The organism is Mycobacterium sp. MAC_080597_8934 (genome assembly GCF_000523975.1).
GTDB classification, from domain to species: domain Bacteria; phylum Actinomycetota; class Actinomycetes; order Mycobacteriales; family Mycobacteriaceae; genus Mycobacterium; species Mycobacterium avium.
The window spans coordinates 70,980-96,501 of sequence record NZ_JAOS01000015.1 but is presented as its reverse complement, the minus strand read 5'-3'; the positions used below and the strand labels follow the sequence as shown (position 1 = coordinate 96,501).

General features: G+C 71.4%; 17 protein-coding genes and 2 pseudogenes. 18 read left to right on the top strand and 1 reads right to left on the bottom strand.

Translation table 11 applies throughout. The annotated features are described in order from the left end of the window. The first annotated feature begins 436 nt into the window (after positions 1–436). From infC to NF20_RS08035, 4 genes are all read left to right on the top strand, one after another. Positions 437–1,042, top strand: coding sequence for a translation initiation factor IF-3 (gene infC / locus NF20_RS08050; protein WP_075362228.1), 606 nt, complete (start codon positions 437–439; stop codon positions 1,040–1,042). 42 nt (positions 1,043–1,084) lie between these two features. Next, a complete protein-coding gene (gene rpmI / locus NF20_RS08045) occupies positions 1,085–1,279 on the top strand; it encodes a 50S ribosomal protein L35 (protein ID WP_003876267.1) in 195 nt (64 codons plus the stop codon). An 81-nt stretch (positions 1,280–1,360) separates the two neighbouring features. Further along, the gene (gene rplT, locus NF20_RS08040) at positions 1,361–1,756 is read left to right on the top strand and encodes a 50S ribosomal protein L20 (protein WP_003876268.1); all 396 of its coding nucleotides are present in this window, start codon (positions 1,361–1,363) and stop codon (positions 1,754–1,756) included. 30 nt (positions 1,757–1,786) lie between these two features. Beyond that, positions 1,787–2,578: a TrmH family RNA methyltransferase gene (locus NF20_RS08035; RefSeq protein WP_033711509.1), complete on the top strand. Its 792-nt coding sequence runs from the start codon at positions 1,787–1,789 to the stop codon at positions 2,576–2,578. Here the strand turns inward: NF20_RS08035 and NF20_RS08030 are convergent. Further along, positions 2,565–3,632, bottom strand: a complete 1,068-nt coding sequence (locus NF20_RS08030; RefSeq protein WP_009977310.1) for an oxygenase MpaB family protein — start codon at positions 3,630–3,632, stop codon at positions 2,565–2,567. The genes NF20_RS08035 and NF20_RS08030 overlap by 14 nt on opposite strands. Before the next feature lie 215 nt (positions 3,633–3,847). Here NF20_RS08030 and NF20_RS08025 point away from each other — a divergent pair, with 215 nt between their 5' ends. From NF20_RS08025 to NF20_RS07960, 14 genes and pseudogenes are all read left to right on the top strand, one after another. Further along, positions 3,848–4,768, top strand: a complete 921-nt coding sequence (locus NF20_RS08025; protein ID WP_003876271.1) for an adenylate/guanylate cyclase domain-containing protein — start codon at positions 3,848–3,850, stop codon at positions 4,766–4,768. Between the two features lie 9 nt (positions 4,769–4,777). Then, on the top strand, positions 4,778–5,596 hold the full coding sequence (locus NF20_RS08020) for a rhomboid-like protein (RefSeq protein WP_033711510.1): 819 nt from the start codon (positions 4,778–4,780) through the stop codon (positions 5,594–5,596). A gap of 195 nt (positions 5,597–5,791) precedes the next feature. After that, the gene (gene pheS, locus NF20_RS08015; RefSeq protein WP_023861752.1) at positions 5,792–6,835 is read left to right on the top strand and encodes a phenylalanine--tRNA ligase subunit alpha; all 1,044 of its coding nucleotides are present in this window, start codon (positions 5,792–5,794) and stop codon (positions 6,833–6,835) included. After that, on the top strand, positions 6,835–9,321 hold the full coding sequence (pheT, locus tag NF20_RS08010; protein WP_033711511.1) for a phenylalanine--tRNA ligase subunit beta: 2,487 nt from the start codon (positions 6,835–6,837) through the stop codon (positions 9,319–9,321). The genes pheS and pheT overlap by 1 nt, the downstream gene beginning before the upstream one ends. A gap of 31 nt (positions 9,322–9,352) precedes the next feature. Continuing rightward, positions 9,353–10,412, top strand: a pseudogene (gene argC / locus NF20_RS08005) (N-acetyl-gamma-glutamyl-phosphate reductase). Further along, a complete protein-coding gene (gene argJ, locus NF20_RS08000; protein ID WP_033711514.1) occupies positions 10,409–11,623 on the top strand; it encodes a bifunctional glutamate N-acetyltransferase/amino-acid acetyltransferase ArgJ in 1,215 nt (404 codons plus the stop codon). Before argC ends, argJ begins: the two are co-directional and overlap by 4 nt. After that, positions 11,620–12,507, top strand: coding sequence for an acetylglutamate kinase (argB, locus tag NF20_RS07995; protein ID WP_011725268.1), 888 nt, complete (start codon positions 11,620–11,622; stop codon positions 12,505–12,507). Before argJ ends, argB begins: the two co-directional genes overlap by 4 nt. A 94-nt stretch (positions 12,508–12,601) precedes the next feature. Beyond that, entirely contained in the window at positions 12,602–13,816 is a 1,215-nt protein-coding gene (locus NF20_RS07990) for an acetylornithine transaminase (RefSeq protein ID WP_033711516.1), read from the top strand. Beyond that, the gene (argF, locus tag NF20_RS07985; RefSeq protein WP_003876279.1) at positions 13,813–14,742 is read left to right on the top strand and encodes an ornithine carbamoyltransferase; all 930 of its coding nucleotides are present in this window, start codon (positions 13,813–13,815) and stop codon (positions 14,740–14,742) included. Before NF20_RS07990 ends, argF begins: the two co-directional genes overlap by 4 nt. Continuing rightward, positions 14,739–15,233, top strand: coding sequence for an arginine repressor (locus tag NF20_RS07980; RefSeq protein WP_011725265.1), 495 nt, complete (start codon positions 14,739–14,741; stop codon positions 15,231–15,233). Before argF ends, NF20_RS07980 begins: the two co-directional genes overlap by 4 nt. A 27-nt stretch (positions 15,234–15,260) precedes the next feature. Next, positions 15,261–16,457: an argininosuccinate synthase gene (locus NF20_RS07975; RefSeq protein ID WP_009977300.1), complete on the top strand. Its 1,197-nt coding sequence runs from the start codon at positions 15,261–15,263 to the stop codon at positions 16,455–16,457. Between the two features lie 34 nt (positions 16,458–16,491). Next, the gene (gene argH / locus NF20_RS07970; protein WP_011725264.1) at positions 16,492–17,910 is read left to right on the top strand and encodes an argininosuccinate lyase; all 1,419 of its coding nucleotides are present in this window, start codon (positions 16,492–16,494) and stop codon (positions 17,908–17,910) included. A gap of 108 nt (positions 17,911–18,018) precedes the next feature. After that, positions 18,019–19,080 carry a type III polyketide synthase gene (locus tag NF20_RS07965; RefSeq protein WP_033711518.1) on the top strand — a complete coding sequence of 354 codons (1,062 nt, stop codon included), beginning with the start codon at positions 18,019–18,021 and terminating at the stop codon, positions 19,078–19,080. 59 nt (positions 19,081–19,139) lie between these two features. Beyond that, positions 19,140–25,513 (top strand): annotated as a pseudogene (locus NF20_RS07960) (SDR family NAD(P)-dependent oxidoreductase). Positions 25,514–25,522 lie beyond the last annotated feature (9 nt).

Genomic DNA, 25,522 nt, shown 5'->3' with positions numbered 1-25,522 from the left:
AGCTTGTCGAAGCGCTAAGAGTGGCCGGCACGAATTTCGCGGTGTTTTCCCGGCCGGATCGACGCCCGCGCGGGCCCGGTCGGGCGGCCGAAGTGCTAAAAGCCTCCTCAACACTGCTAAACTGACGGCTGCGACCAGCCCGGCGCAAGCCGGGAACAGTAAGTGGAGTCCCACTCCCACCGCGGGCCGACGAGATCCTGAGCGGATTCTCCCAGGTCCGGCGGTCCGGTCACAGGCATCGCGAATGCCTGTTCCGCGGCTACCGCGGGCGGCTCGAGCACCGCTCAGCCGGGATCGGTCGGCATTGGGCCCTGCTTGTGCAGGGCCTTTTTGCTAGTGGTGTGGTGTCTCCGCCGCTGCTTCCCGGACCACCCGGTCACCGGTCGTCACGCAGGATATTCGCCAGGACATATAGAAGCCCAACAAGGGAGGCCCCATCAGCACTGAGACCCGCGTCAACGAGCGCATCCGCGTACCTGAAGTCCGGTTGATCGGCCCAGGGGGAGAGCAGGTAGGCATAGTGCGCATCGAAGACGCACTGCGCGTCGCCGCGGACGCCGATCTCGACCTTGTCGAAGTCGCCCCGAACGCCAGACCACCGGTCTGCAAGATCATGGACTACGGCAAGTTCAAATACGAAGCGGCGCAAAAGGCGCGCGAATCCCGCCGGAACCAGCAGCAGACCGTCGTCAAGGAACAAAAGCTGCGACCCAAGATCGACGATCACGACTACGAGACCAAAAAGGGTCACGTCATCCGCTTCCTGGAAGCGGGATCGAAGGTGAAGGTGACCATCATGTTCCGCGGACGTGAGCAGTCGCGGCCCGAGCTGGGCTACCGATTGCTGCAGCGGCTGGGCGCCGACGTCGCCGAATACGGTTTCGTCGAGACGTCCGCCAAGCAGGACGGCCGCAACATGACGATGGTGCTGGCACCGCATCGCGGCGCGAAGACTCGCGCCAGGGCGCGGCATCCCGAGGGGCCCGGCGGCGCGGCATCGGACTCCGATGCGGCCGCGGACGCCGAACCCTCGTCGAGCTGACCCACCGCCCGACCACGACAGTCCTTACCGAACAGAGGAAACATGCCCAAAGCCAAGACCCACAGCGGGGCTTCAAAGCGGTTCCGGCGCACCGGAACCGGCAAGATCGTCCGGCAGAAGACCAACCGCCGGCATCTGCTCGAACACAAGCCGACCACCCGCACGCGGCGGCTGGAAGGCCGCACCACGGTGTCGGCCAACGACACCAAGCGGGTCAACAGCCTGCTGAACGGCTGACCCCCGCGCCGGCCAGACCCGTCCGCGAGCTGGCACGGCACCTCCGACCGAATGACGTTTGAACGAGAGTAGGAACATCCCATGGCACGCGTGAAGCGGGCGGTCAACGCCCACAAGAAGAGGCGCAGCATCCTGAAGGCCTCGAAGGGCTATCGCGGCCAGCGATCCCGGCTCTACCGCAAAGCCAAAGAGCAGCAACTGCATTCGCTGAACTACGCCTACCGCGACCGTCGCGCGCGCAAGGGCGAGTTCCGCAAGCTGTGGATCTCGCGGATCAACGCCGCGGCGCGCGCCAACGACATCACCTACAACCGGCTGATCCAGGGCCTCAAGGCCGCCGGCGTGGAGGTGGACCGCAAGAACCTCGCCGACATCGCGATCGCCGACCCGGCCGCCTTCACCGCGCTGGTCGACGTCGCCCGGGCGGCGCTGCCCGAGGACGTCAACGCCCCGTCGGACTCCGGAGAAGCGGCCTAACCGACCCGGCGACGACGGGGACGCCGCAGGGTGCTGACCGAACGTTCGGGCAGGGTCGCCGCGGCGGCCAAACTGCACCGCCACGCCGGCCGGCGCCGGGCCGCCCGGTTCCTGGCCGAGGGCCCCAACCTGGTCGAGGCGGCCGCGGGCCGCGGCCTGGTCCGCGACGTCTTCGTCACCGAAGCCGCGCAGCAGCGGTATGCGCCGCTGCTGGCGGCGCTGGACTGCCCGGTCCATCTGATCACCGAGCGCGCCGCCAAGGCGCTCTCCGACACCGTCACCCCGGCCGGGCTGGTCGCGGTGTGCGACCTGCCGGCCACCGGCCTGCGCGACGTGCTGGCCGGGTCGCCGCGGCTCATCGCGGTCGCGGTCCAGATCAGCGAGCCGGGCAACGCCGGCACCCTGATTCGGCTGGCCGACGCCATGGGCGCGGCCGGCGTGCTGCTGGCCGGCCACAGCGTCGACCCGTACAACGGCAAATGCCTGCGCGCATCGGCCGGCAGCATCTTCTCCGTCCCGGTGGCCGCCGCGCCGGACCTGCGCGAGGCCGTCGCCGCGGTGCGCGAGGCCGGCCTGCAGCTGCTGGCCACCACCGTGGACGGCGAGGTGCGCCTGGATCGGGCGGGTGAACTGCTGGCCAAGCCGACGGCCTGGCTGTTCGGCCCCGAATCACACGGTCTGCCAAGCGAAGTCGCGGCGGCGGCCGATCACCGGGTGCGCATCCCGATGGTCGGCGGCGCGGAGAGCCTGAACGTGGCCTCGGCCGCGGCGATCTGCCTCTACCAGAGCGCGCGGGCGCTGGAGCTGTTCATGCGGCCCTGACCGGTCGTTTCGGCCGGCCCCGCCCGGCGCGCAGGCCGGCCAGCGACAACGTGGTGTGCACCAGCGATCCGGCGCGTTCCATCAGCGCCCGCGCGGGCTGCAGGGCCGGGTCGAACGGCAACCTGGGCGGCGGCGGAAAGTAGTGCATCGGCAGTCCGCGCCGGTCCCGCGGCGGCGCCATGAACGGCGGGGCCTCCACCAGCGGCGCGTCGCTGGGCAGCCGTCCCTGTTCGCGCCGGTAGGCGGCCAGCGCCCGCGGGTGCAGCCGGATCTCGTCGGGCACCGCCAGGAAGGCCAGTTCGACGATCTTGCCGAACAGGCGCAACAGCACCTCGTCGCCCGGCGTCCAGTGCATGCCGGCCTTCTCGCGCACCGCGGGCTCGAACAACCCGGCCGCGATCCAGCGCTGGCCGGCCACCAGCGGCCGGAACAGCTGGTCCCACAGCGGGGTCGGCATCAACACGAACTTCGGTTTGGGGATGCGCATTCGGAAGATGTCCAGCGTCGCCTGGTTGATCTCGAGGACCTCGCGGCCGGTGCGCTCCCAGTACTCCTGGAATTCCTCCCACGACTTGGGCACCGGACGCATGCTCATCCCGTACATCCGGTACCACTGCACGTGCTCGTCGAACAGCTGCCGCTTCTCGGCCTCCGTCAGGCCGCCGCAGAAGTACTCGGCCACCTTGATGATGAGCATGAAAAACGTGGCGTGCGCCCAGTAGAAGGTGTCCGGGTTGAGCGCGTGGTACCGGCGCCCCGAGGCGTCGGTCCCCTTGATGGTGTGGTGGTAGCTGGTGATCTGCCGGCCGGTCTGCGGCGCCCGGTCGCCGTCGTAGACCACACCCATGATCGGGTAGACCGACCGGGCCACCCGTTGCAGCGGCTCGCGCAGCAGGATCGAATGCTCTTGCACGCCGGCGCCGAGTTCGGGATACATGTTCTGGATGGCGCCGATCCACACGCCCATCATTCCGGTGCGCAGATCGCCAAAGTACTTCCAGGTCAGGGAATCTGGTCCGAGCGGATCAGCGGCTGTGGTCGATCTGCCAGTCATCGCGGCCTCCTGCGCCAGTTGCGGTCACGATAACTTTTGACAACGCGTGTTGTCTACGATTTCGGTGCCGTGTCCGGGGAGTGTTATCGGGGTTCCACGCCGGTGTGCCGCCTCCGTGATCGAGGCCCGTGATCAACCCCGTGCGAATGCGAGCTGCGACACATGCGACGCGGCCGTCGTTGCCTGGCGTCGACGAAAGCAAATAACCTGGCCAGGTGGAACTCGCGCGTCGCGATCTGGATCCGGGCGAGCCCGAGGAATCCGCGGCGGCGCAGTCGGCTTCGCGACGCACCGCACTGTCGGTGCACAACGCGACCCAGTGGCTGCACAACCGAAACCACAGCCCCGGGGCGGTGGCCCTGGTTCGGCGTGCGCGCCGGTTGCTGCCGGGCGACCCCGACTTCGGCGATCCGCTGTCCACCGCCGGCGACGGCGGCCCGCGCGCCGCGGCCCGCGCGGCCGACCGGCTGCTGGGGGACCGCGACGCGGTGTCGCGTGAGGTCAGCCTCGGGGTGCTGCAGGTGTGGCAGGCGCTGACCGAGGGCATCTCGCGGCGTCCGGCCAATCCGGAGGTGACGTTGGTCTTCACCGACCTGGTCGGGTTCTCCACCTGGTCGTTGCAGGCGGGCGACGACGCCGCCCTGGCGCTGCTGCGCCAGGTGGCCCGCGCCGTCGAACCACCGCTGCTGGACGCCGGCGGGCACATCGTCAAGCGCATGGGCGACGGGCTGATGGCCGTGTTCGGCGATCCGACCGTCGCCGTGCGGGCCGTGCTGGCCGCCAAGGAGGCGCTGAGATCGGTCGAGGTGGCCGGCTATACACCGCGGATGCGGGTCGGCATCCACACCGGCCGCCCGCAGCGGCTGGCCTCGGATTGGCTGGGTGTGGATGTGAACATCGCCGCACGGGTTATGGAACGGGCCACCAAGGGTGGAATCATGGTGTCGAGTTCCACGTTGGACCACATACCGCAAAGCGAGTTGGACGCGTTGGGCGTCGAGGCCAAACGCACCCGCAAACCGGTTTTCGGACCCAAGCCCGCCGGCATGCCCGCCGACTTGGCGATATATCGCCTCAAGACTCTTAAGGAGTTGTCAGCCTCCGATGACACGGACGAGACGAAACCGCAGCCATAATGGGTGCCAATGAGTGGGGGCATCGTGTCCCGGCTGGCCCGGGTCCAATTCACCGTGGGGTATGCGGCGCTGCTGCTGGCCATCAGCTGCGCCATCTTGGTGCTCGGCCCGCAGGCGCATGACGTCATCGTGCAGCGCGCCAGCACCAACCTGCACAACCTGTCGCACGGCCACCTGGGCACGCTGCTGGGCAGCGCGCTGGTCGTCGACGCCGGACCGCTCTACTTCTGGCTGCCCTTTCTGACCTGTCTGCTGGCGCTGGCGGAGCTGCACCTGCGCACCATCCGGCTGGTGGTGGCGTTTTTGGTCGGCCACATCGGCGCGACGCTGCTGGTGGCCGCCGCGCTGGCCGCGTCGGTCGAGTTCGGCTGGCTGCCCGTGTCGATCACCCGGGCCAGTGACGTGGGGATGAGCTACGGCGCGCTGGCGGTGCTGGGCGCGATGACGGCGGTGATCCCGGCGCGCTGGCGGGCCGCCTGGGTCGGCTGGTGGGTGGCGGCGGGCATCGCCTCGGCGATCGTCGGCGGCGACTTCACCGATGCCGGTCACACCGTCGCGGTGATCCTGGGCGTGCTGGTGTCGGCGCGGTTCCGCCAGCCGATCCACTGGACGCCGGCGCGCTACCTGATGCTGGCGGCGTCCTCGGGCTTCGGCTTTTTGATGCTGGCCCACCATTGGGGAACCATGGCTGCCACGCCGGTGTTCGGTCTGCTGGGCGCCGCGGCGGCCTACGCGGCGGCCAAGGCGTACACCGGCCGCGGCCTGGCGGTCACCCCGCTCGACGGCGACGACCCTCTGACGGGCCCGCAGCCGGCCGTAGCCGGCTGACGACCGTCGCCGCGGCGGCACGCAGCGCATCACTATGATCAGCACTCGACCCGTGCCGCGCGGAATCACCATCGTGCCCAGCCCGGCGACGATGCGGTTCGCGTAGCGACCGAGGAGGAGCCGGGCGAATCGAACCCAGCGCGGCGCCGATGCGGGCAGCCCGTAGAGCCTCGTCAGCAAGGAGAGTGTCGCCGCGTGGGTGATCAACCCGTGGACCTGTCGGAAACAGCGTTGGCCGAGGCGGTCGGCGCCGCGCGGCAGGCCTTCGCCCGGGCCGGCGACCTCGACGCGTTGGCGCGCCTGAAGACCGAGCACCTCGGTGACCGGGCGCCGCTGGCCCTGGCACGCCAGGCGCTCGGCGGCGTCCCCAAGGACCAGCGCGCCGACGCGGGCAGGCGGGTCAACGCCGCACGCGCGCAGGCCCAGCAGGCCTACGATGAACGCCTGGCCGAGTTGCGCGCCGAACGCGACGCCGCGGTGCTGGTCGCCGAACGCATCGACGTCACCCTGCCGTCGACCCGGCAGCCGGTCGGCGCCCGGCATCCCATCACGATCCTGGCCGAACACATCGCCGACACCTTCATCGCGATGGGCTGGGAACTGGCCGAGGGGCCCGAGGTGGAAGCCGAGCAGTTCAACTTCGACGCGCTCAACTTCCCCGCCGACCACCCGGCGCGCAGCGAACAGGACACCTTCTACATCGCGCCGGAGGGTTCCCGGCAGCTGTTGCGCACCCACACCTCGCCGGTGCAGGTGCGCACGCTGCTCGCCCGCGAGCTGCCGGTCTACGTCATCTCGATCGGGCGCACCTTCCGCACCGACGAACTCGATGCCACCCACACCCCGGTCTTCCACCAGGTCGAGGGCCTGGCCGTGGACCGCGGCCTGTCCATGGCGCACCTGCGCGGAACGCTGGATGCGTTCGCGCGAGCAGAATTCGGCCCGCAGGCGCGGACCCGGATCCGGCCGCACTTCTTCCCGTTCACCGAACCGTCCGCCGAGGTCGACGTGTGGTTCGTCGGCAAGAAGGGCGGCGCCGGCTGGGTGGAGTGGGGCGGCTGCGGAATGGTGCATCCAAATGTGTTGCGGGCCGCCGGAATCGACCCGGACGTCTACTCCGGGTTCGCATTCGGAATGGGCCTGGAGCGAACCCTGCAGTTCCGCAACGGGATTCCGGACATGCGTGACATGGTCGAGGGCGACGTGCGGTTCTCGCTGCCGTTCGGGGTGGGCGCCTGATGCGCGTTCCGTACAGCTGGTTGCGCGAGGTCGTGGCCGCCGGGGCCCCGGACTGGCACGTCGCCCCCGCCGAGCTGGAACAGACCCTGATCCGCATCGGCCACGAGGTCGAAGAGGTCATCGAGTTGGGGCCGGTGGACGGCCCGCTGACCGTCGGCCGGGTCACCGACATCGAAGAGCTGACCGGCTTCAAGAAGCCGATCCGGTTCTGCCATGTCGACGTCGGCGACGACGTTGACCGTGAAATCGTCTGCGGCGCAAGGAATTTCGTAGCAGGGGACCTGGTGGTGGTGGCGTTGCCCGGCACCACGCTGCCGGGCGGGTTCGCCATCGCCGCGCGCAAGACCTACGGCCGCAATTCGGACGGAATGATCTGCTCGGCGGCCGAACTCGGCCTGGGCGCCGACCATTCCGGGATCCTGGTGCTGCCGCCGGGCACCGCCGAACCGGGCGCCGACGGCGCCGCGGTGCTGGGACTCGACGACGTGATCTTCCACCTGGCGATCACCCCCGACCGCGGCTACTGCATGTCGTTGCGCGGCCTGGCGCGCGAGATCGCCTGCGCCTACGACCTGGAATTCGTCGACCCCGCGGATGTCAAGCCGCTGCCGGTCGACGGCGAGGCCTGGCCGCTGACGGTGCAGCCCGACACCGGGGTGCGGCGGTTCGCGCTGCGCCCGGTCACCGGCATCGACCCGGCCGCGGTGTCGCCGTGGTGGCTGCAGCGCCGGCTGTTGCTGTCGGGCATCCGCGCCACCTCGCCGGCGGTCGATGTGACCAACTACGTGATGCTCGAGCTCGGCCACCCCATGCACGCCCACGACCGCAACCGGATCAGCGGCGGGCTCGGCGTTCGCTTCGCCCGGCCCGGCGAGACCGTCGTCACCCTCGACGACATCGAGCGCAAGCTCGAACCCGTCGACGTCCTGATCGTCGACGACGCGGCGACCGCGGCGATCGGCGGCGTGATGGGGGCGGCCAGCACCGAGGTGCGCGCCGATTCCACCGACGTGCTGCTCGAGGCCGCGGTGTGGGACCCGGCCGCGGTGTCGCGCACCCAGCGCAGGTTGCACCTGCCCAGCGAAGCTGCCCGCCGCTACGAGCGCGGGGTGGATCCGGCGATCTCGGTGGCCGCGCTGGACCGGTGCGCCACGCTGCTCGCCGGCATCGCCGGCGGCACGGTGTCGGAGGCGTTGACCGATTGGCGCGGCGAGCCGGCGTGCGACGACTGGTCACCGCCGGCCATCCAGATGCCCGCCGACCTGCCCGACCGCCTCGCCGGGGTCACCTACCCGCCGGGCACCGCGGCCAAGCGGCTCGTCCAGATCGGCGCCGCGGTCACCGCCGACGGCGGCACGTTGACGGTGATCCCGCCCAGCTGGCGGCCCGACCTGCTGCAACCCGCCGACCTGGTCGAGGAGGTGCTGCGGCTGGAGGGCCTCGAGGTGATCGGATCGGTGCTGCCGTCGGCCCCGGCCGGCCGCGGCCTGTCCGCCGCGCAGCGCCGCCGCCGCGCCATCGGGCGGTCGCTGGCCCAGTCCGGTTACATCGAGATTCTGCCCACTCCGTTCCTGCCGGCGGGCGTGTTCGACGTGTGGGGACTGCCGGACGACGACCCGCGGCGCGTCACCACCCAGGTGCTCAACCCGCTGGAGGCCGACCGCCCGCATCTGGCCACCACGCTGCTGCCCGCACTGCTGGAAGCCTTGGTGCGCAACGTGTCTCGCGGCCTGGTCGACGTCTCCCTCTACGCGCTGGGGCAGGTGGTGCAGCCGACGGCGGAAACCCGTGCGGTGCAGTTCATTCCGGTCGACCGCCGGCCCACCGACGCCGAGATCGCGGTCCTGGACGCGTCGTTGCCGCGGCAACCCCAGCACGTCGCCGCGGTGCTGACCGGCCTGCGCGAACAACGCGGCCCGTGGGGGCCGGGCCGTCGCGCCGAGGCCGCCGACGCGTTCGAGGCGGTGCGCGTCATCGCCCGGGCCGCCGGCGTGGACGTGCGGTTGCGGGCCGCGCAGCAGCTGCCGTGGCATCCGGGCCGATGCGCCGAGGTGCTCGTCGGCGACACCCCGGTGGGGTACGCCGGCCAGCTGCATCCGGCGGTGGTCGAACGTGCCGGCCTGCCCAGGGGCACCTGCGCGCTGGAACTCGACCTGGATGCGATACGCCTCGTCGCGACGCTGCCCGCCCCCCGCGTCTCGCCGTTCCCGGCGGTGTTCCAGGACGTCAGCCTGGTGGTGGCCGCCGACGTGCCGGCCCAGGCGGTGGCCGACGCCGTCCGTGAGGGCGCCGGGGACCTGTTGGAAGACCTGCAGTTGTTCGATGTTTTCACCGGGCCGCAGCTCGGCGAGCACCGCAAGTCGCTGACCTTCGCGCTGCGGTTCCGCGCGCCGGACCGGACCCTGACCGAGGACGACGCCACCGCGGCCCGCGACGCCGCGGTGCGCCGGGCCGCCGAAGCGGTCGGCGCCGAGCTACGCACCTAGATGGAATGGATTTGCAAAGTACTGCATAACCATGCAGAATCGTCGAAATGGCCGACGTGATGAGGGTGGCGGTAGCCGGTGCCAGCGGCTATGCGGGCGGTGAAATCCTACGCCTGCTGCTCGGGCACCCGGCTTACACCCAGGGGCGGCTGACGATCGGCGCGGTGACCGCCGCGGCCAGCGCCGGCAGCCCGCTCGGCGAGCATCACCCGCACCTGACGCCGTTGGCCCAGCGCGTGCTGGAGCCCACCGACGCCGCCGTGCTGGCCGGCCACGACGTGGTGTTTCTGGCGTTGCCGCACGGACATTCGGCGGCGCTGGCCGACCAGCTCGGCGCCGACACGCTGATCGTCGACTGCGGCGCGGACTTCCGGCTGACCGACGCCGCCGCCTGGGAACGGTTCTACGGCTCGCCGCACGCCGGCAGTTGGCCCTACGGGCTCCCGGAGCTGCCCGGGGCGCGCGAGCGGCTGCGCGGCGCCCGCCGGATCGCGGTGCCGGGCTGCTACCCGACCGCGGCGCTGCTGGCCCTGCTGCCCGCGATGCCCGAGGACCTGATCGAGCCCGCCGTCACCGTGGTCGCCGTCAGCGGCACCTCCGGAGCCGGTCGCGCCGCCAAGACCGACCTGCTGGGCTCGGAGGTCATCGGGTCGGCGCGGGCCTACAACATCGCCGGGGCGCACCGGCACACCCCCGAGATCGCCCAGGGCCTGGCGGCCGTGTCCGGACGCGACGTCACGGTGTCGTTCACCCCGGTGCTGATCCCGACCTCGCGCGGCATCCTGGCCACCTGCACCGCCCGCACCACCGCGCCGTTGTCGGCGCTTCGGGCCGCATACGAAAAGGCTTATGACGCAGAGCCTTTCATCTACCTGATGCCCGAGGGACAGCTGCCGCGGACCGGGGCGGTGATCGGCAGCAACGCGGCGCACATCGCGGTGGCGGTGGACGAGGCGGCGGGCGTGCTGGTGGCGATCGCCGCGATCGACAACCTGGTCAAGGGAACCGCCGGGGCGGCCGTGCAGTCGATGAACCTGGCGCTGGGTTGGCCGGAGACACAAGGACTTTCGGTGATCGGGGTGGCGCCGTGACCGAGACGGTGAACGCGGCGCGGCTGCTGCGCGAACAGGGCGTCACCGCGCCGGCCGGCTTCCGGGCCGCCGGCATCGCCGCGGGGATCAAGGCGTCGGGCAAGCGCGACCTGGCCCTGGTCTTCAACGAGGGACCCGACTACGGCGCCGCCGGCGTGTTCACCCGCAACAAGGTCAAGGCCGCCCCGGTGCTGTGGAGCCAGCAGGTGCTGACCACGGGCGCGTTGCGCGCCGTCATCCTGAACTCGGGCGGCGCCAACGCCTGCACCGGGCCGGGCGGCTTCCAGGATGCCCACGCCACCGCCGAAGCCGTCGCCGCCGCGCTGTCGGACTGGGGCACCGAGACCGGCGCCATCGAGGTCGCGGTGTGCTCCACGGGGCTGATCGGCGACCGGCTGCCGATGGACAAGCTGCTCGCCGGGGTGCGCACCATCGTGCAGGACATGGCTGGCGGCCTGTCCGGCGGCGACGACGCCGCGCAGGCCATCATGACCACCGACACCGTGCCCAAACAGGTTGCGCTGCACCATCCCGGCAACTGGACCGTCGGCGGGATGGCCAAGGGCGCGGGCATGATCGCGCCGTCGCTGGCCACCATGCTGTGCGTGCTCACCACCGACGCGGCCGTCGACCCGGTGGCGCTGGACACCGCGCTGCGCCGCGCCACCGCCGCCACCTTCGACCGGCTCGACATCGACGGCGCGTGTTCGACCAACGACACGGTGCTGCTGCTGGCCTCCGGGGCCAGCGGGATCACGCCGGCGCAGGCCGACCTCGACCACGCGGTGCTGCGGGTCTGCGATGACCTGTGCGCTCAGCTGCAGGCCGACGCCGAGGGCGTCACCAAACGTGTCAACGTCACCGTCACCGGCGCGGCCAGTGACGACGACGCCGTCGTCGCCGCCCGGACCATCGCCCGCGACAGCCTGGTCAAGACGGCGGTGTTCGGCTCCGACCCCAACTGGGGCCGGGTGGTCGCCGCCGTCGGCATCGCGCCGATCGCGCTGGATCCCGACCGGATGACGGTGTCGTTCAACGGTTCCGCGGTCTTCGCCGACGGCGTCGGCACACCCGGCGCGCGGGAGGTGGACCTGTCCGGGCCCGACATCGACATCACCGTCGACCTGCGGCTCGGCGACGGGCGGGCCACCATCCGCACCACCGACCTGTCGCACGGCTACGTCGAAGAGAATTCGGCCTACAGCTCATGACGCCCTCGACCGAAGCGCTGCCCACCGCGGTCAAGGCGCAGGTGCTGGCCGAAGCGCTGCCCTGGCTCAAGCAGCTGCACGGCAAGATCGTCGTGATCAAGTACGGCGGCAACGCCATGACCGACGACACCCTGCGGCGCGCCTTCGCCGCCGACATGGCGTTCCTGCGCAACTGCGGCATCCACCCCGTCGTCGTGCACGGCGGCGGGCCGCAGATCACCGCGATGCTGCGCCGGCTGGGCATCCCTGGCGACTTCAAGGGCGGATTCCGGGTCACCACACCGGAAGTGCTCGACGTGGCGCGGATGGTGCTGTTCGGCCAGGTCGGCCGCGAACTGGTCAACCTGATCAACGCGCACGGCCCGTACGCGGTCGGCATCACCGGCGAGGACGCCCAGCTGTTCACCGCCGTGCGGCGCAGCGTCACCGTGGACGGCGTGACCACCGACATCGGCCTGGTGGGCGACGTGGAGCGGGTCAACGCCGCCGCGGTGCTGGATTTGATTGCGGCGCGGCGCATTCCGGTGGTGTCGACGCTGGCCCCGGACGCCGAAGGGGTGGTACACAACATCAACGCCGACACCGCGGCGGCGGCGCTGGCCGAAGCCCTGGGCGCCGAGAAGCTGCTGATGCTCACCGATGTCGAGGGCCTGTACACCAGCTGGCCCAACCGTGATTCGCTGGTCAGCGAGATCGACACGGCCACACTGTCCCAACTGCTACCCACGCTGGAGGCGGGCATGATCCCCAAGGTCGAGGCGTGTCTGCGGGCGGTGTCCGCGGGCGTGCCCAGCGCGCACGTCATCGACGGGCGGGTCGAACACTGTGTGCTGGTGGAGCTTTTCACCGACGCGGGCACCGGCACCAAGGTGGTGAGCTCGTGACGAAGGGTGCCTTGCCAGCCGCCGAGCGTCACGCCAGCGTGGCATTGGGCGCCGAGAACCACCCCAGCGTGACGCTCGGGAAGGGGGATCGGCGATGGTGACAAACACGGACGCGCTGCGGCGGCGCTGGGAGGCCGTGATGATGCACAACTACGGCACCCCGCCGGTCGCGCTGGCCAGCGGCGAGGGCGCCGTGGTCACCGACGTCGACGGCAACACCTACCTCGACCTGCTCGGCGGCATCGCGGTCAACGTGCTGGGCCATCGCCACCCCGCGATCATCGAGGCCGTCACGAAGCAGCTGTCGACGCTGGGCCACACCTCGAATCTGTATGCCACCGAACCGAGTCTGGCGCTGGCCGAGGAACTGGTGGCCCTGCTGGGCGCCGGCCACGAATCCGGCGGCACCGAATCCGCGGGTACGGCGCGGGTGTTCTTCTGCAACTCCGGAACCGAGGCCAACGAGGTCGCGTTCAAGCTGTCGCGGCTCACCGGCCGCACCAAACTCGTTGCCGCGCAAGAGGCCTTCCACGGCCGGACGATGGGTTCGCTGGCGCTGACCGGTCAGCCCAGCAAGCAGGCGCCGTTCGCGCCGCTGCCCGGCGACGTCACGCACGTGCCCTACGGCGACACCGAGGCGCTGGCCGCCGCGGTCGACGACGGCACCGCCGCGGTGTTTTTGGAACCGATCATGGGGGAGAGCGGCGTCGTCGTCCCACCCGAGGGATACCTGGCCGCCGCCCGCGACATCACCGCACGGCACGGCGCGCTGCTGGTGCTCGACGAGGTGCAGACCGGAATGGGCCGCACCGGAACGTTTTTCGCCCATCAGCACGACGGCATCACCCCCGACGTGGTGACGCTGGCCAAGGGGCTCGGCGGCGGCTTGCCGATCGGCGCCTGCCTGGCCGTCGGTCCGGCCGCCGACCTGCTGACCCCCGGCCTGCACGGCAGCACCTTCGGCGGCAACCCGGTGTGCGCGGCCGCGGCGCTCGCGGTGTTGCGGGTGCTGGCTTCGGAGAACCTGGTCCGGCACGCCGAGGTGCTGGGCAAGTCGCTGCACCAGGGCATCGAGGGGCTCGGCCATCCGCTGGTCGACCACGTGCGCGGGCGCGGACTGCTGTGCGGGGTGGTGCTGACCGCGCCGCGCGCCAAGGACGCCGAGGCGGCCGCCCGCGAGGCCGGGTTCCTGGTGAACGCCGCCGCCCCCGGCGTCATCCGGCTGGCTCCGCCGCTGATCGTGACCGAGGCCCAGATCGACGGCTTCATCGCGGCGCTGCCCGGCATTCTCGACAGGGCCGCGGCATGACCCCCCGGCATTTCCTGCGCGACGACGACCTGTCGCCGGCCGAGCAGGCCGAGGTGTTGGCGCTGGCCGCCGAGCTGAAGAAGGACCCGTTCAGCGCGCGCCCGCTGGAGGGCCCGCGCGGGGTCGCGGTGCTCTTCGACAAGAACTCCACCCGCACCCGGTTCTCGTTCGAGGTGGGCATCGCCCAGCTCGGCGGGCACGCCGTGGTCGTCGACGCCCGCAGCACCCAGCTGGGCCGCGACGAGACGCTGGAGGACACCGCCCGGGTGCTGTCCCGCTACGTCGAGGCCATCGTGTGGCGGACGTTCGAGCAGCAGCGCCTCGAGGCGATGGCCGGCGCCGCGACCGTGCCGGTGATCAACGCGCTCTCCGACGAGTTCCATCCCTGCCAGGTGCTCGCCGACCTGCAGGCCATCGCCGAGCACAAGGGGTCGCTGAGCGGCCTGCGGATGTGCTACCTCGGTGACGGCGCCAACAACATGGCCCACTCGCTGATGCTGGGCGGGGTCACGGCCGGCATCCACGTCACCATCGCCGCCCCGGACGGCTTCACCCCCGCACCGGAATTCGTGGCGGCGGCGCGGCGGCGCGCCGAAAGCACCGGCGCCACGGTCACTCTCACCACCGACGCGCGGGCGGCCGCGCGCGGTGTCGACGTCCTGGTCACCGACACCTGGACGTCGATGGGGCAGGAGGACGACGGCCTGGACCGCCGCACACCGTTTTGGCCGTATCAGCTCAACGCCGACCTGGTGTCCCTCGCGGATCCGGAAGCCATTGTGCTGCACTGCCTTCCGGCCCATCGCGGCGAGGAGATCACCGACGAGGTGATGGACGGGCCGTCCAGCGTCGTCTGGGACGAGGCCGAAAACCGGTTGCACGCGCAAAAGGCGCTGCTCACATGGCTTTTGGAGCGGCAGTCATGACCCGCTCGAAGAGCGCCCCCGAAACCACCCGGGCCGCCCGGCAGGCCCGCATCGTGGCGATCCTGTCGTCGGCGCAGGTGCGCAGCCAGAGCGAGCTGGCGGCGCTGCTGGCCGACGAGGGCATCGAGGTCACCCAGGCCACCCTGTCGCGCGACCTCGAGGAGCTGGGCGCGGTCAAACTGCGCGGCGCCGACGGCGGGGTCGGCGTCTACATGGTCCCCGAGGACGGCAGCCCGGTGCGCGGCGTATCGGGCGGCACCGCACGGCTTTCCCGGTTGCTGAGCGAGCTGCTGGTCTCGGCCGACGCCAGCGCGAACCTCGCGGTGCTGCGCACTCCGCCGGGCGCCGCCGACTACCTGGCCAGCGCCATCGACCGGGCGGCGCTACCGTACGTCGTCGGCACCATCGCCGGCGACGACACCGTGTTCGTCGCCGCCCGCGATCCGATGACGGGCGCGGAGCTGGCCGACACATTGGAAAAACTCACCTAAAGCGGTTCAACTTAAGGAGATTGGTTCATGTCAGAACGCGTCATCCTGGCGTATTCCGGCGGTCTGGACACCTCGGTGGCCATCAGCTGGATCGGCAAGGAGACCGGCCGTGAGGTCGTAGCGGTGGCGATCGACCTCGGCCAGGGCGGCGAAGACATGGAGGTCATCCGCCAGCGCGCCCTGGACTGCGGCGCGGTGGAGGCCGTCGTCGTGGACGCCCGCGACGAATTCGCCGAGGGCTATTGCCTGCCCACCATCCGCAACAACGCCCTCTACATGGACCGCTACCCGCTGGTGTCGGCGATCAGCCGGCCGCTGATCGTCAAGCACCTGGTGGCCGCGGCCCGCGAGCACGGCGGCAGCATCGTCGCGCACGGCTGCACCGGCAAGGGCAACGACCAGGTCCGCTTCGAGGTCGGATTCGCTTCGCTGGCACCGGATCTCGAGGTGCTGGCCCCGGTGCGCGATTACGCGTGGACGCGGGAGAAGGCGATCGCGTTCGCCGAGGAGAACGCCATCCCGATCAACGTGACCAAACGCTCGCCGTTCTCCATCGACCAGAACGTGTGGGGTCGCGCGGTGGAAACCGGTTTCCTGGAACACCTTTGGAACGCGCCCACCAAGGACGTCTACGCCTACACCGAGGACCCCACGCTGAACTGGAGCACCCCCGACGAGGTGATCGTCGGGTTCGAGCGCGGGGTTCCGGTGTCCATCGACGGCAAGCCGGTGTCGGTGCTGGGCGCGATCGAGGAACTCAACGCCCGCGCCGGTGCCCAGGGGGTGGGGCGCCTGGACGTCGTGGAGGACCGGCTGGTGGGCATCAAGAGCCGCGAGATCTACGAGGCGCCCGGCGCCATGGTGCTCATCACCGCGCACACCGAGCTCGAGCACGTCACGCTGGAGCGGGAGCTGGGCCGGTTCAAGCGGCACACCGATCAGCGCTGGGCCGAGCTGGTGTACGACGGGTTGTGGTATTCGCCGCTGAAGGCTGCGCTGGAAAGCTTCGTCGACAAGACCCAGGAGCACGTCACCGGCGAGATCCGAATGGTGTTGCACGGCGGCCACATTGCGGTCAACGGCCGGCGCAGCGCCGAATCGCTCTACGACTTCAACCTGGCCACCTACGACGAGGGCGACAGCTTCGACCAGTCGGCGGCGAAGGGTTTCGTCTACGTGCACGGGCTGTCGTCGAAGATCGCCTCCCGCCGGGACCAGCGGTGAGCTTTCCCGCAAGAGGGCGCGCAGGGGGGCGCGCGTGAGCACTCGCGAGGGGTCGCTGTGGGGCGGGCGGTTCGCCGACGGCCCGTCCGACGCGCTGGCCGCCCTGAGCAAGTCCACCCACTTCGACTGGGTGCTGGCCCCCTACGACATCGTCGCCTCCCGGGCGCACACCGTGATCCTGTACCGGGCCGGGCTGCTGTCCGAGGAGCAGCGCGACGGGCTGCTGGCCGGGCTGGACAGCCTGGCGGAAGACGTGGCCGACGGCAGCTTCACCCCGCTGGTCACCGACGAGGACGTGCACGCGGCGCTGGAGCGCGGCCTCATCGACCGCGTCGGGCCCGACCTGGGTGGGCGGCTGCGGGCCGGCCGGTCGCGCAACGACCAGGTGGCCACCCTGTTCCGGATGTGGCTGCGCGACGCCGTGCGCCGCGTCGCGGCCGGGGCGCTGGACGTGGTGGGGGCGCTGGTCGCCCAGGCCGCCGCCCACCCCGAGGCCATCATGCCGGGCAAGACGCACCTGCAGTCCGCGCAGCCGGTGCTGCTGGCCCACCATCTGCTCGCGCACGCCCACCCGCTACTGCGCGACGTCGACCGCATCGTCGACTTCGACAAGCGCGCCGCGGTGTCCCCGTACGGCTCGGGGGCGCTGGCCGGCTCGTCGCTGGGCCTGGACCCGGACGCGATCGCCGCGGAGCTGGGGTTTGCCAGCGCCGCCGACAACTCGATCGACGCCACCGCCTCCCGGGACTTCGCCGCCGAGGCCGCGTTCGTCTTCGCCATGATCGGCGTCGACCTGTCCCGGCTGGCCGAGGACGTCATCCTGTGGAGCTCGACGGAGTTCGGCTACGTCAAGCTGCACGACGCCTGGTCCACCGGCAGCTCGATCATGCCGCAGAAGAAGAACCCGGACATCGCCGAGCTGGCCCGCGGCAAGTCGGGGCGGCTGATCGGCAACCTGGCCGGGCTGCTGGCCACGCTGAAGGCCCAACCGCTGGCCTACAACCGCGACCTGCAGGAGGACAAGGAACCGGTGTTCGACGCGGTGGCCCAGCTGGAGCTGGTGCTGCCCGCGATGGCCGGCCTGGTCGGCAGCCTGACCTTCGACGTGCAGCGGATGGCCGCGCTGGCCCCCGCCGGCTACACGCTGGCCACCGACATCGCCGAATGGCTGGTGCGCCAGGGCGTGCCGTTCCGGTCCGCGCACGAGGCCGCCGGGGCCGCGGTGCGCGCCGCCGAGCAGCGGGCCGTCGGGCTCGACGAGCTGACCGACGACGAACTGGCCGCCATCAGCCCGGCCCTGACGCCGCAGGTACGGGAGGTTTTGACGATCGAGGGCTCGGTGTCCTCCCGGGACGCGCGGGGCGGCACCGCGCCGGCGCGGGTCGTCGAGCAGATCGACACCGTGGCGGCCACCGCCGCGCGGCTGCGCGAGCGGCTCGGCGGCCCGGCCTGAGATGGCTTCGATTTACCTGCCGGTAAATTGCAACCGGACTAGACTTCCCGCTCGAGCGATGCGGCTGAACCTGTCAGCCCGACCGGTCGTGATCAAGGGGTGGGTGCAATGAGCGTCATCGCCGGCGTGTTCGGTGCTCTGCCGCCGCACCGCTATCCGCAGCGTGAGCTCACCGACTTCTTCGTCAGCATCCCCGAATTCGAAGGCTACGAGGACATCGTGCGGCAGCTGCATGCCAGCGCCAAGGTCGGCAGCCGCCATCTGGTGCTGCCGCTCGAGCAATACCCCACGCTGACCGACTTCGGCGTGGCCAACCGGATCTTCATCGAAAACGCGGTGACCCTGGGCTGCGCGGCGCTGTCCGGCGCGCTCGACGAGGCCGGCCTGAAACCCGAAGACCTCGACGTGCTGATCACCACCACGGTCACCGGCCTGGCGGTGCCCTCGGTGGACGCCCGGATCGCCGCGCGGCTCGGTCTGCGCGACGACGTGCGCCGGGTGCCGCTGTTCGGGCTCGGCTGCGTGGCCGGCGCGGCCGGGGTGGCCCGCATGCACGACTACCTGCGCGGCGCACCGGACGCTGTCGCCGCCCTGGTCTCGGTCGAGCTGTGCTCGCTGACCTACCCCGGCTACAAGCCGTCGCTGGCCGGGCTGGTCGGCAGCGCCCTGTTCGCCGACGGCGCCGGGGCCGTGGTGGCGGTGGGCGAGCGGCGCGCCGAGCAGCTCGACGCCGCCGGCCCCAGCGTCCTGGATTCGCGCAGCCACCTGTATCCGGATTCGCTGCGCACCATGGGCTACGACGTGGGCGCGACGGGATTCGAGCTGGTGCTGTCCAAGGACGTCGCGGCCGTCGTCGAGCAGTACATCGAGGACGACGTCACCGGATTCCTCGGGGCGCACGGCCTGAGCACCACCGACATCGGCGCCTTCGTCAGCCATCCGGGCGGGCCCAAGGTGATCGAGGCGATCAACGCCGCCCTCGGCCTGCCGCCGGAGGCGCTGGAACTGACCTGGCGGTCACTCGGCGAGATCGGCAACCTGTCGTCGGCGTCGGTGCTGCACGTGCTGCGCGATACCCTCGCCAAGCCGCCGCCGAGCGACAGCCCCGGCCTGATGCTCGCGATGGGTCCGGGTTTCTGCTCCGAACTGGTGTTGTTGCGTTGGCACTGACCCTCGCCCGTGCACGAATGCGGAAGTATCGCTGTGAGTGACACCCGAGGCCGCCTCCGATGAGCGGCGACACCGAGGAACTGGTCCGGGCGCTGCGCCAGTCGCTGAAGGAGAACGAGCGGCTCAAGCGCGAGAACCGCCGGTACCTGGTCGCGGCGACCGAACCCGTGGCCGTGGTGGGCATGGGTTGCCGCTACCCGGGCGGCGTGGATTCGCCCGAGGCATTGTGGGAGATGGTGGTCGAGGGCCGCGACGTCGTCTCGGAGTTTCCCGCCGACCGCGGCTGGGACCTGGCCGGGCTGTTCGACGCCGATCCCGACGCGGTCGGGAAGTCGTACTGCCGGTGCGGCGGATTCCTCACCGGCGTGGGCGATTTCGATGCCGCGTTCTTCGGGATCGCACCCAGTGAGGCGCTGGCGATGGACCCCCAGCAGCGGCTGCTGCTCGAGGTGTCCTGGGAAGCGTTGGAGCGGGCCGGAATCGACCCCGCCACGCTGCGCGGATCGGCGACCGGGGTGTTCGCCGGGATATTCCACGGCTCCTACGGCGGCCAGGGCCGGGTGCCCGGGAACCTGGAGCGATACGGCCTGCGCGGCTCGACGCTGAGCGTGGCCTCGGGGCGGGTGGCCTACGCGCTGGGCCTGGAAGGCCCGGCGGTGTCGGTCGACACCGCGTGTTCGTCGTCGTTGGTGGCACTGCACCTGGCGGCGCAGTCGCTGCGCTCCGGCGAATGCGACCTGGCGCTGGCCGGCGGGGTGACGGTGATGGCCACCCCGGCGATGTTCATCGAGTTCAGCCGGCAGCGGGCGCTGGCCGCCGACGGCCGCTGCAAGGCCTACGCGGGCGCCGCGGACGGCACCGGCTTCTCCGAAGGCGTCGGGGTGCTGGTGCTGGAGCGGCTGAGCGATGCACGGCGACTGGGACATTCGGTGCTGGCGGTGCTGCGCGGCTCCGCGGTCAACCAGGACGGCGCGTCCAACGGCCTGGCCACCCCCAACGGTCCGTCGCAGCAGCGGGTGATCCGGGCGGCGCTGGCCAACGCCCGGCTCGGCGCGGCCGACGTGGACCTGGTGGAAGGGCATGGGACGGGCACCATGCTGGGCGATCCCATTGAGGCCCAAGCGCTTTTGGCGACCTACGGCCAGGACCGCCCGGTCGACGAACCGCTGTGGTTGGGGTCGATCAAATCCAACATGGGTCACACCTCGGCCGCGGCCGGCGCCGGCGGGGTGATCAAGATGGTCCAGGCGATTCGGCACGGGGTGATGCCCAAGACCCTGCACGTGGACGAGCCGACGCCGCAGGTGGATTGGTCGGCCGGGGCGGTGTCGCTGCTCACCGAGGCGCGGCCCTGGCCGGCGCGGGATCGGCCGCGCCGCGCGGGCGTCTCGTCGTTCGGCATCAGCGGCACCAACGCGCACGTCATCGTCGAGCAGTATGAGCCGGAAACCGTTGCGCCCCAAGGGAGTGACGTGGTGGTGCCGTGGGTGCTCTCGGCGCGCTCGGCCGAGGCGTTGACGAACCAGGCGGCGCGGCTGCTGGCGCGGGTGAAGGCCGATCCCGGCGTGCGGGTGCTGGACGTGGGCTGGTCACTGGTGTCGACGCGGTCGCGGTTCGAGCACCGGGCGGTGATCGTCGGCGCCGACGGCGCGCAGCTGCTGCGCCGGCTGGCCGACCTGGCGGGCGGGCAGCCGGGGGCGGGCGTGGTGACCGGCCGGGCCCAGCCGGTGGGCAAGACGGTGTTCGTGTTCCCCGGCCAGGGCTCGCAATGGCCCGGCATGGGCGCTCAATTGCTGGACCGCTCAACGGTATTCGCCGAACACATGCATCGGTGCGCGGGGGCGCTCGCCGAGCACGTCGACTGGTCGCTGATCGACGTCATCCGCGGGGCACCGGGCGCGCCCGGGCTGGACCGGGTGGACGTGGTGCAGCCGGCGCTGTGGGCGGTGATGGTGTCGCTGGCCGAGTTGTGGCGTTCGGTGGGCGTGGTTCCCGACGCCGTGATCGGTCACTCCCAGGGCGAGATCGCGGCGGCCTGTGTGGCCGGGGCGCTGTCGCTGCAGGACGCCGCGCGGGTGGTGGCGCTGCGCAGCCGGCTGCTGGTGCGGCTGTCGGGCCGCGGCGGCATGGTCTCGCTGGCCTGCGGACGCTCGCGCGCCGAGCAGCTGATCGCCCCCTGGGGTGAGCGATTGAATATCGCCACGGTCAACGGGATTTCGGCGGTGGTGGTGTCCGGCGAGGTGGATGCCCTGACGGAACTGCTGGACCGGTGCGCGGCCGACGACATCCGTGCCCGCCGGATCGACGTCGACTACGCCTCGCATTCGGTTCAGGTGGAGGAAATTCGCGATTCGCTCGCCGAGGCGCTGCGCGGTATCGCGCCGCGGTCGTCGGCGGTGGCGTTCTTCTCCACGGTCACCGGCGAGCTGATGGACACCGCCGCGCTGGACGGCGACTACTGGTTCCGCAGCATCCGGCAGACGGTGCAATTCGAGCGGCGGTGCGCGGCGCCGCCGAAGCGGGCTATCGGGCGTTCATCGAGTGCAGCCCGCATCCGGTGCTGACGGCCGCCATCGAAGAAACCATGCCCGACGGCGGTCAGGGCTGCGTCATCCCGTCGCTGGGCCGCGACGACGGCGGACCGGACCGGTTCTGGCTCTCGGCCGGCCAGGCGTTCGTGTCGGGCGTGGTCGTGGACTGGTGCGCGGCGCTGGACGGGCTGGGCGGCCGCCGCGTCGACCTGCCGACGTACGGGTTTGTGCGGCAACACTTTTGGCTGCCCGGCGGGTCGACGGGATCCTCCGACGTCGCCGCCCTGGGGCTGCGCGGCGCCGAGCACGGGCTGCTCGGCGCGGTGCTGCCGCGGCCCGATTCCGGGGGTGTGGTGCTGACCGGCCGGCTGTCGACGTCCGCGCAGGCGTGGCTGGCCGATCATGCGGTGGGCGACACGGTGTTGTTTCCCGGGGCGGGGTTCGTCGAGTTGGCCATCCGGGCCGGCGACGAGGTTGGCTGCGGCGTGATCGACGAGCTGACGTTGTCGGCCCCGTTGCCGCTGCCCGCGTCCGGTGGTGTGCGGCTGCAGCTGGTGGTCGGCGCGCCCGACGAATCCGGACGCCGCCCGCTGTCGGTGTATTCTGCTGCTGCACACCAGGATTCGGAGTGGATGCTGCACGCGGAGGGTGTGCTGCGGGCCGGGACGGTGACACCGGCCGGCGACCTGTCGATCTGGCCGCCGATCGGGGCGACCGCGGTCGACGTCACCGGCGGGTACGCCCGGCTCGCGCAGCGGGGCTACGAATACGGCCGGGCCTTCCGGGGTTTGCGGGCGATGTGGCAGCGCGGCGACGAGATCTTCGCCGAGGTCGCCCTGCCCGACGACGCCGCCGCCGGTGACGATTTCGGCGTCCATCCGGTGTTGCTGGACGCCGCGCTGCACGCGCTCGGTGTGGCGGGCGAGAAGGACCAGACCGTGTTGCCGTTCTCCTGGCAGGGGGTGGCGTTGCACGCCTCGGGCGCGTCGCGGGCGCGGGTCCGGATCGCCCCGGCCGGGGCCGGCGCGGTGTCGGTGGAATTGGCCGACGGCGCGGGCCTGCCGGTGCTGTCGGTGCGGTCGGTGACGATGCGCCCGGTCTCACCGGGGCAGCTGAGCGCGGCGATGGGCACCGCGCAGCCCTCGGGGCTGCTCGACGTGATCTGGTCGCCGATCGCACTGGGCGGCAATGATCTTGGTGACGAGGTCACGCTGTGGGAGCCGGGCGAACACGGCGGCGACGTGGTGAAGTCGGTGCACGCGGCGGTCACCGAGACGCTGGCGGTGCTGCAATCCTGGTTGGACGGTGAGGGCGCCGGGGTGCTGGCCGTACAGACCCACGGGGCCGTGGCCCTGGCCGGGGAGGACGTTTCGGACCTGGCCGGTGCGGCGGTGTGGGGCCTGGTGCGGTCGGCGCAGGCCGAGCATCCGGGCCGCCTGGTGCTGATCGACTCCGACGGATCCCTGGACGCCAGGGCGGTAATACCTTGCGGCGAGCCACAAGTGGTGGTTCGCCAGGGTGTGGGCCATGCGGCCCGGCTGCGGCCGGCGCGGGCCGGCGCGACGCTCGGGCTGCCGTCCGGGGCGTGGCGGCTGGACGCCGGCGGCGAGGGCACGCTGGGGGACCTGGTGGTCAGCCGGTGCCCGCGAACGGAATTGGCGGACGGGCAGGTGCGGGTCGCGGTGGCCGCGGTCGGGGTCAACTTCCGGGATGTGCTGGTGGCCCTGGGCATGTATCCCGGCGGCGGCCGGCTGGGCGCCGAAGGCGCCGGCGTGGTCGTGGAGGTGGGGCCCGCGGTGACCGGCCTGGCCGTCGGCGACCCGGTGATGGGGCTGCTGGGGGTGGTTGGGTCCGAAGCGGTGGTGGATCAGCGATTGCTGACCGCGGTGCCGCCGGGTCTGTCGCTGGTGGCGGCGGCGGGCGTGCCGGTGGTGTTCCTGACGGCGCTGTACGGGTTGTCGGTGCTGGCCGGGCTGCGGCCCGGCGAGCGGGTGCTGGTGCACACCGCGACCGGCGGAGTGGGCATGGCCGCGGTGCAACTGGCCCGCCACTACGGCGCCGAGGTGTTCGCCACCGCCAGCCGCGGCAAGTGGGACACCTTGCGCGCGATGGGATTCGACGACGACCACATCGGCGATTCGCGCAGCCCGGACTTCGAGCAGAAGTTCCTCGCGGCCACCGGCGGGGCCGGGGTCGACGTCGTGCTCAACTCGCTGGCCGGCGAATTCACCGACGCGTCGCTGCGGCTGCTGGCCCCCGGCGGGCGGTTCATCGAGATGGGCAAGACCGACGTGCGTGACCCGGACGTCGTCGCGCAGCGGTACCGCGGGGCGCGCTATCGGGCGTTCGATCTGATGGAGGCCGGCCCCGACCGCACCGCGGCGATGCTGGCCGAAATCGTGGGACTGCTGCAAGAGGGTGTGCTGACACCGTTGCCGCTCAAGACATTCGACGTGCGCTGCGCGTCGGCGGCCTACCGGTATGTCAGCCAGGCCCGCCACATCGGCAAGGTGGTGCTGACCGTGCCGTCCGGGCCCGGCGAGGTGCTCAGCGGCTGCGGGGGCGGGCTGGCGCAGTCCACCGTGCTGATCACCGGCGGCACCGGGATGGCCGGTTCGGCGCTGGCCCGTCATCTCGTCGACCGCTACCGGGTGGGCCATGTGGTGCTGGTCAGCCGCACCGGCGCGCAGGCCGCCGGAGCCGCCGAGTTGGTGGACGAGCTGCAGCGGGCGGGCGCGTCGGCGTCGGTGCTGGCCTGTGACGTCGCCGATCGCGACGCGGTGGCCACCATGCTGGCCGGGCTACCCGCGGGCTATCCGCTGCGCGGGATCGTGCACGCCGCCGGGATCCTCGACGACGGGCTGCTGTCCTCGCTGACCCCGGACCGGGTGGATGCGGTGCTGCGGGCCAAGGTGGACGGCGCCTGGAACCTGCACGAGCTGACCAAGGACCTGGATTTGTCGGCGTTCGTGGTGTTTTCGTCGATGGCCGGGATCGTGGGCACGCCCGGTCAGGCCAACTACGCGGCGGCCAACAGCTTCCTGGACGGGCTGGTTGCCCACCGGCGCGCCGACGGGCTCGCCGGCCTGTCGCTGGCGTGGGGGCTGTGGGAACAGGCCTCGGCGATGACCGCCCACCTCGGCGATCGGGACAAGGCCCGGATGAGCCGGATCGGGCTGGCGCCGTTGTCCACCGAACAGGCGCTGGCGGCGTTCGACGCCGCCATGCTGGTCGAGACGCCGGTGCTGGTGGCGGCCCGGCTGGACCGTGCCGCGCTGTCGGAGAACATCGCCGCGCTGCCCCCGCTGTTGCGCGAGCTGGCCGCCGGCCCCACCCGCCGCGTCATCGACGACGCGGACGTCACCGCGTCGATGAGCGGGCTTGCCGCGCGGCTGCACGGCCTCAGTCCCGAGGCGCGCCGGCGCGAGCTGGTCGACCTGGTGTGCGGCAACGCGGCGATGGTGCTCGGGGTGCCCAACCCGGCGGACATCAACGCCGGCCGGGCGTTCCAGGACCTCGGGTTCGACTCGCTGACCGCGGTCGAACTGCGCAACAGGCTGAAAAACGCTACCGGGCTTACCCTTTCGCCAACACTGATCTTCGACTATCCGACGCCGGTGGTGCTGGCCGAGCACCTCGACTCCCGGCTGGCCGGCTCCGGCGGCGACGACCAGCCCGACCTGATGGGTCGCTTCAACGACATCACCCGCGAGCTGCAGGCGCTGCTGGGCGCGCCCCACTGGAATTCCGACGACAAGGCGGTGCTGCGGGCCCGCATCCACGGCCTGCTGGGCGCGCTTCCGGCCGGTGACGGGCCCGATTCCGCACCGCTCGACGAAGATCTGGAAGCCGCCACCGAGAGCCAACTCTTTGCGATCCTCGATGAAGAACTCGGCCGCTGACACCCCGCA

Bases quoted from the DNA above. Each gene is read 5' to 3' on its own strand.
- rpmI (WP_003876267.1), top strand. From the start codon at position 1,085: ATGCCCAAAGCCAAGACCCACAGCGGGGCTTCAAAGCGGTTCCGGCGC.
- rplT (WP_003876268.1), top strand. From the start codon at position 1,361: ATGGCACGCGTGAAGCGGGCGGTCAACGCCCACAAGAAGAGGCGCAGC.
- NF20_RS08030 (WP_009977310.1), bottom strand. From the start codon at position 3,632: ATGACTGGCAGATCGACCACAGCCGCTGATCCGCTCGGACCAGATTCC.
- NF20_RS08020 (WP_033711510.1), top strand. From the start codon at position 4,778: ATGAGTGGGGGCATCGTGTCCCGGCTGGCCCGGGTCCAATTCACCGTG.
- pheT (WP_033711511.1), top strand. From the start codon at position 6,835: ATGCGCGTTCCGTACAGCTGGTTGCGCGAGGTCGTGGCCGCCGGGGCC.
- argB (WP_011725268.1), top strand. From the start codon at position 11,620: ATGACGCCCTCGACCGAAGCGCTGCCCACCGCGGTCAAGGCGCAGGTG.
- NF20_RS07990 (WP_033711516.1), top strand. From the start codon at position 12,602: ATGGTGACAAACACGGACGCGCTGCGGCGGCGCTGGGAGGCCGTGATG.
- argF (WP_003876279.1), top strand. From the start codon at position 13,813: ATGACCCCCCGGCATTTCCTGCGCGACGACGACCTGTCGCCGGCCGAG.
- NF20_RS07980 (WP_011725265.1), top strand. From the start codon at position 14,739: ATGACCCGCTCGAAGAGCGCCCCCGAAACCACCCGGGCCGCCCGGCAG.
- NF20_RS07975 (WP_009977300.1), top strand. From the start codon at position 15,261: ATGTCAGAACGCGTCATCCTGGCGTATTCCGGCGGTCTGGACACCTCG.
- NF20_RS07965 (WP_033711518.1), top strand. From the start codon at position 18,019: ATGAGCGTCATCGCCGGCGTGTTCGGTGCTCTGCCGCCGCACCGCTAT.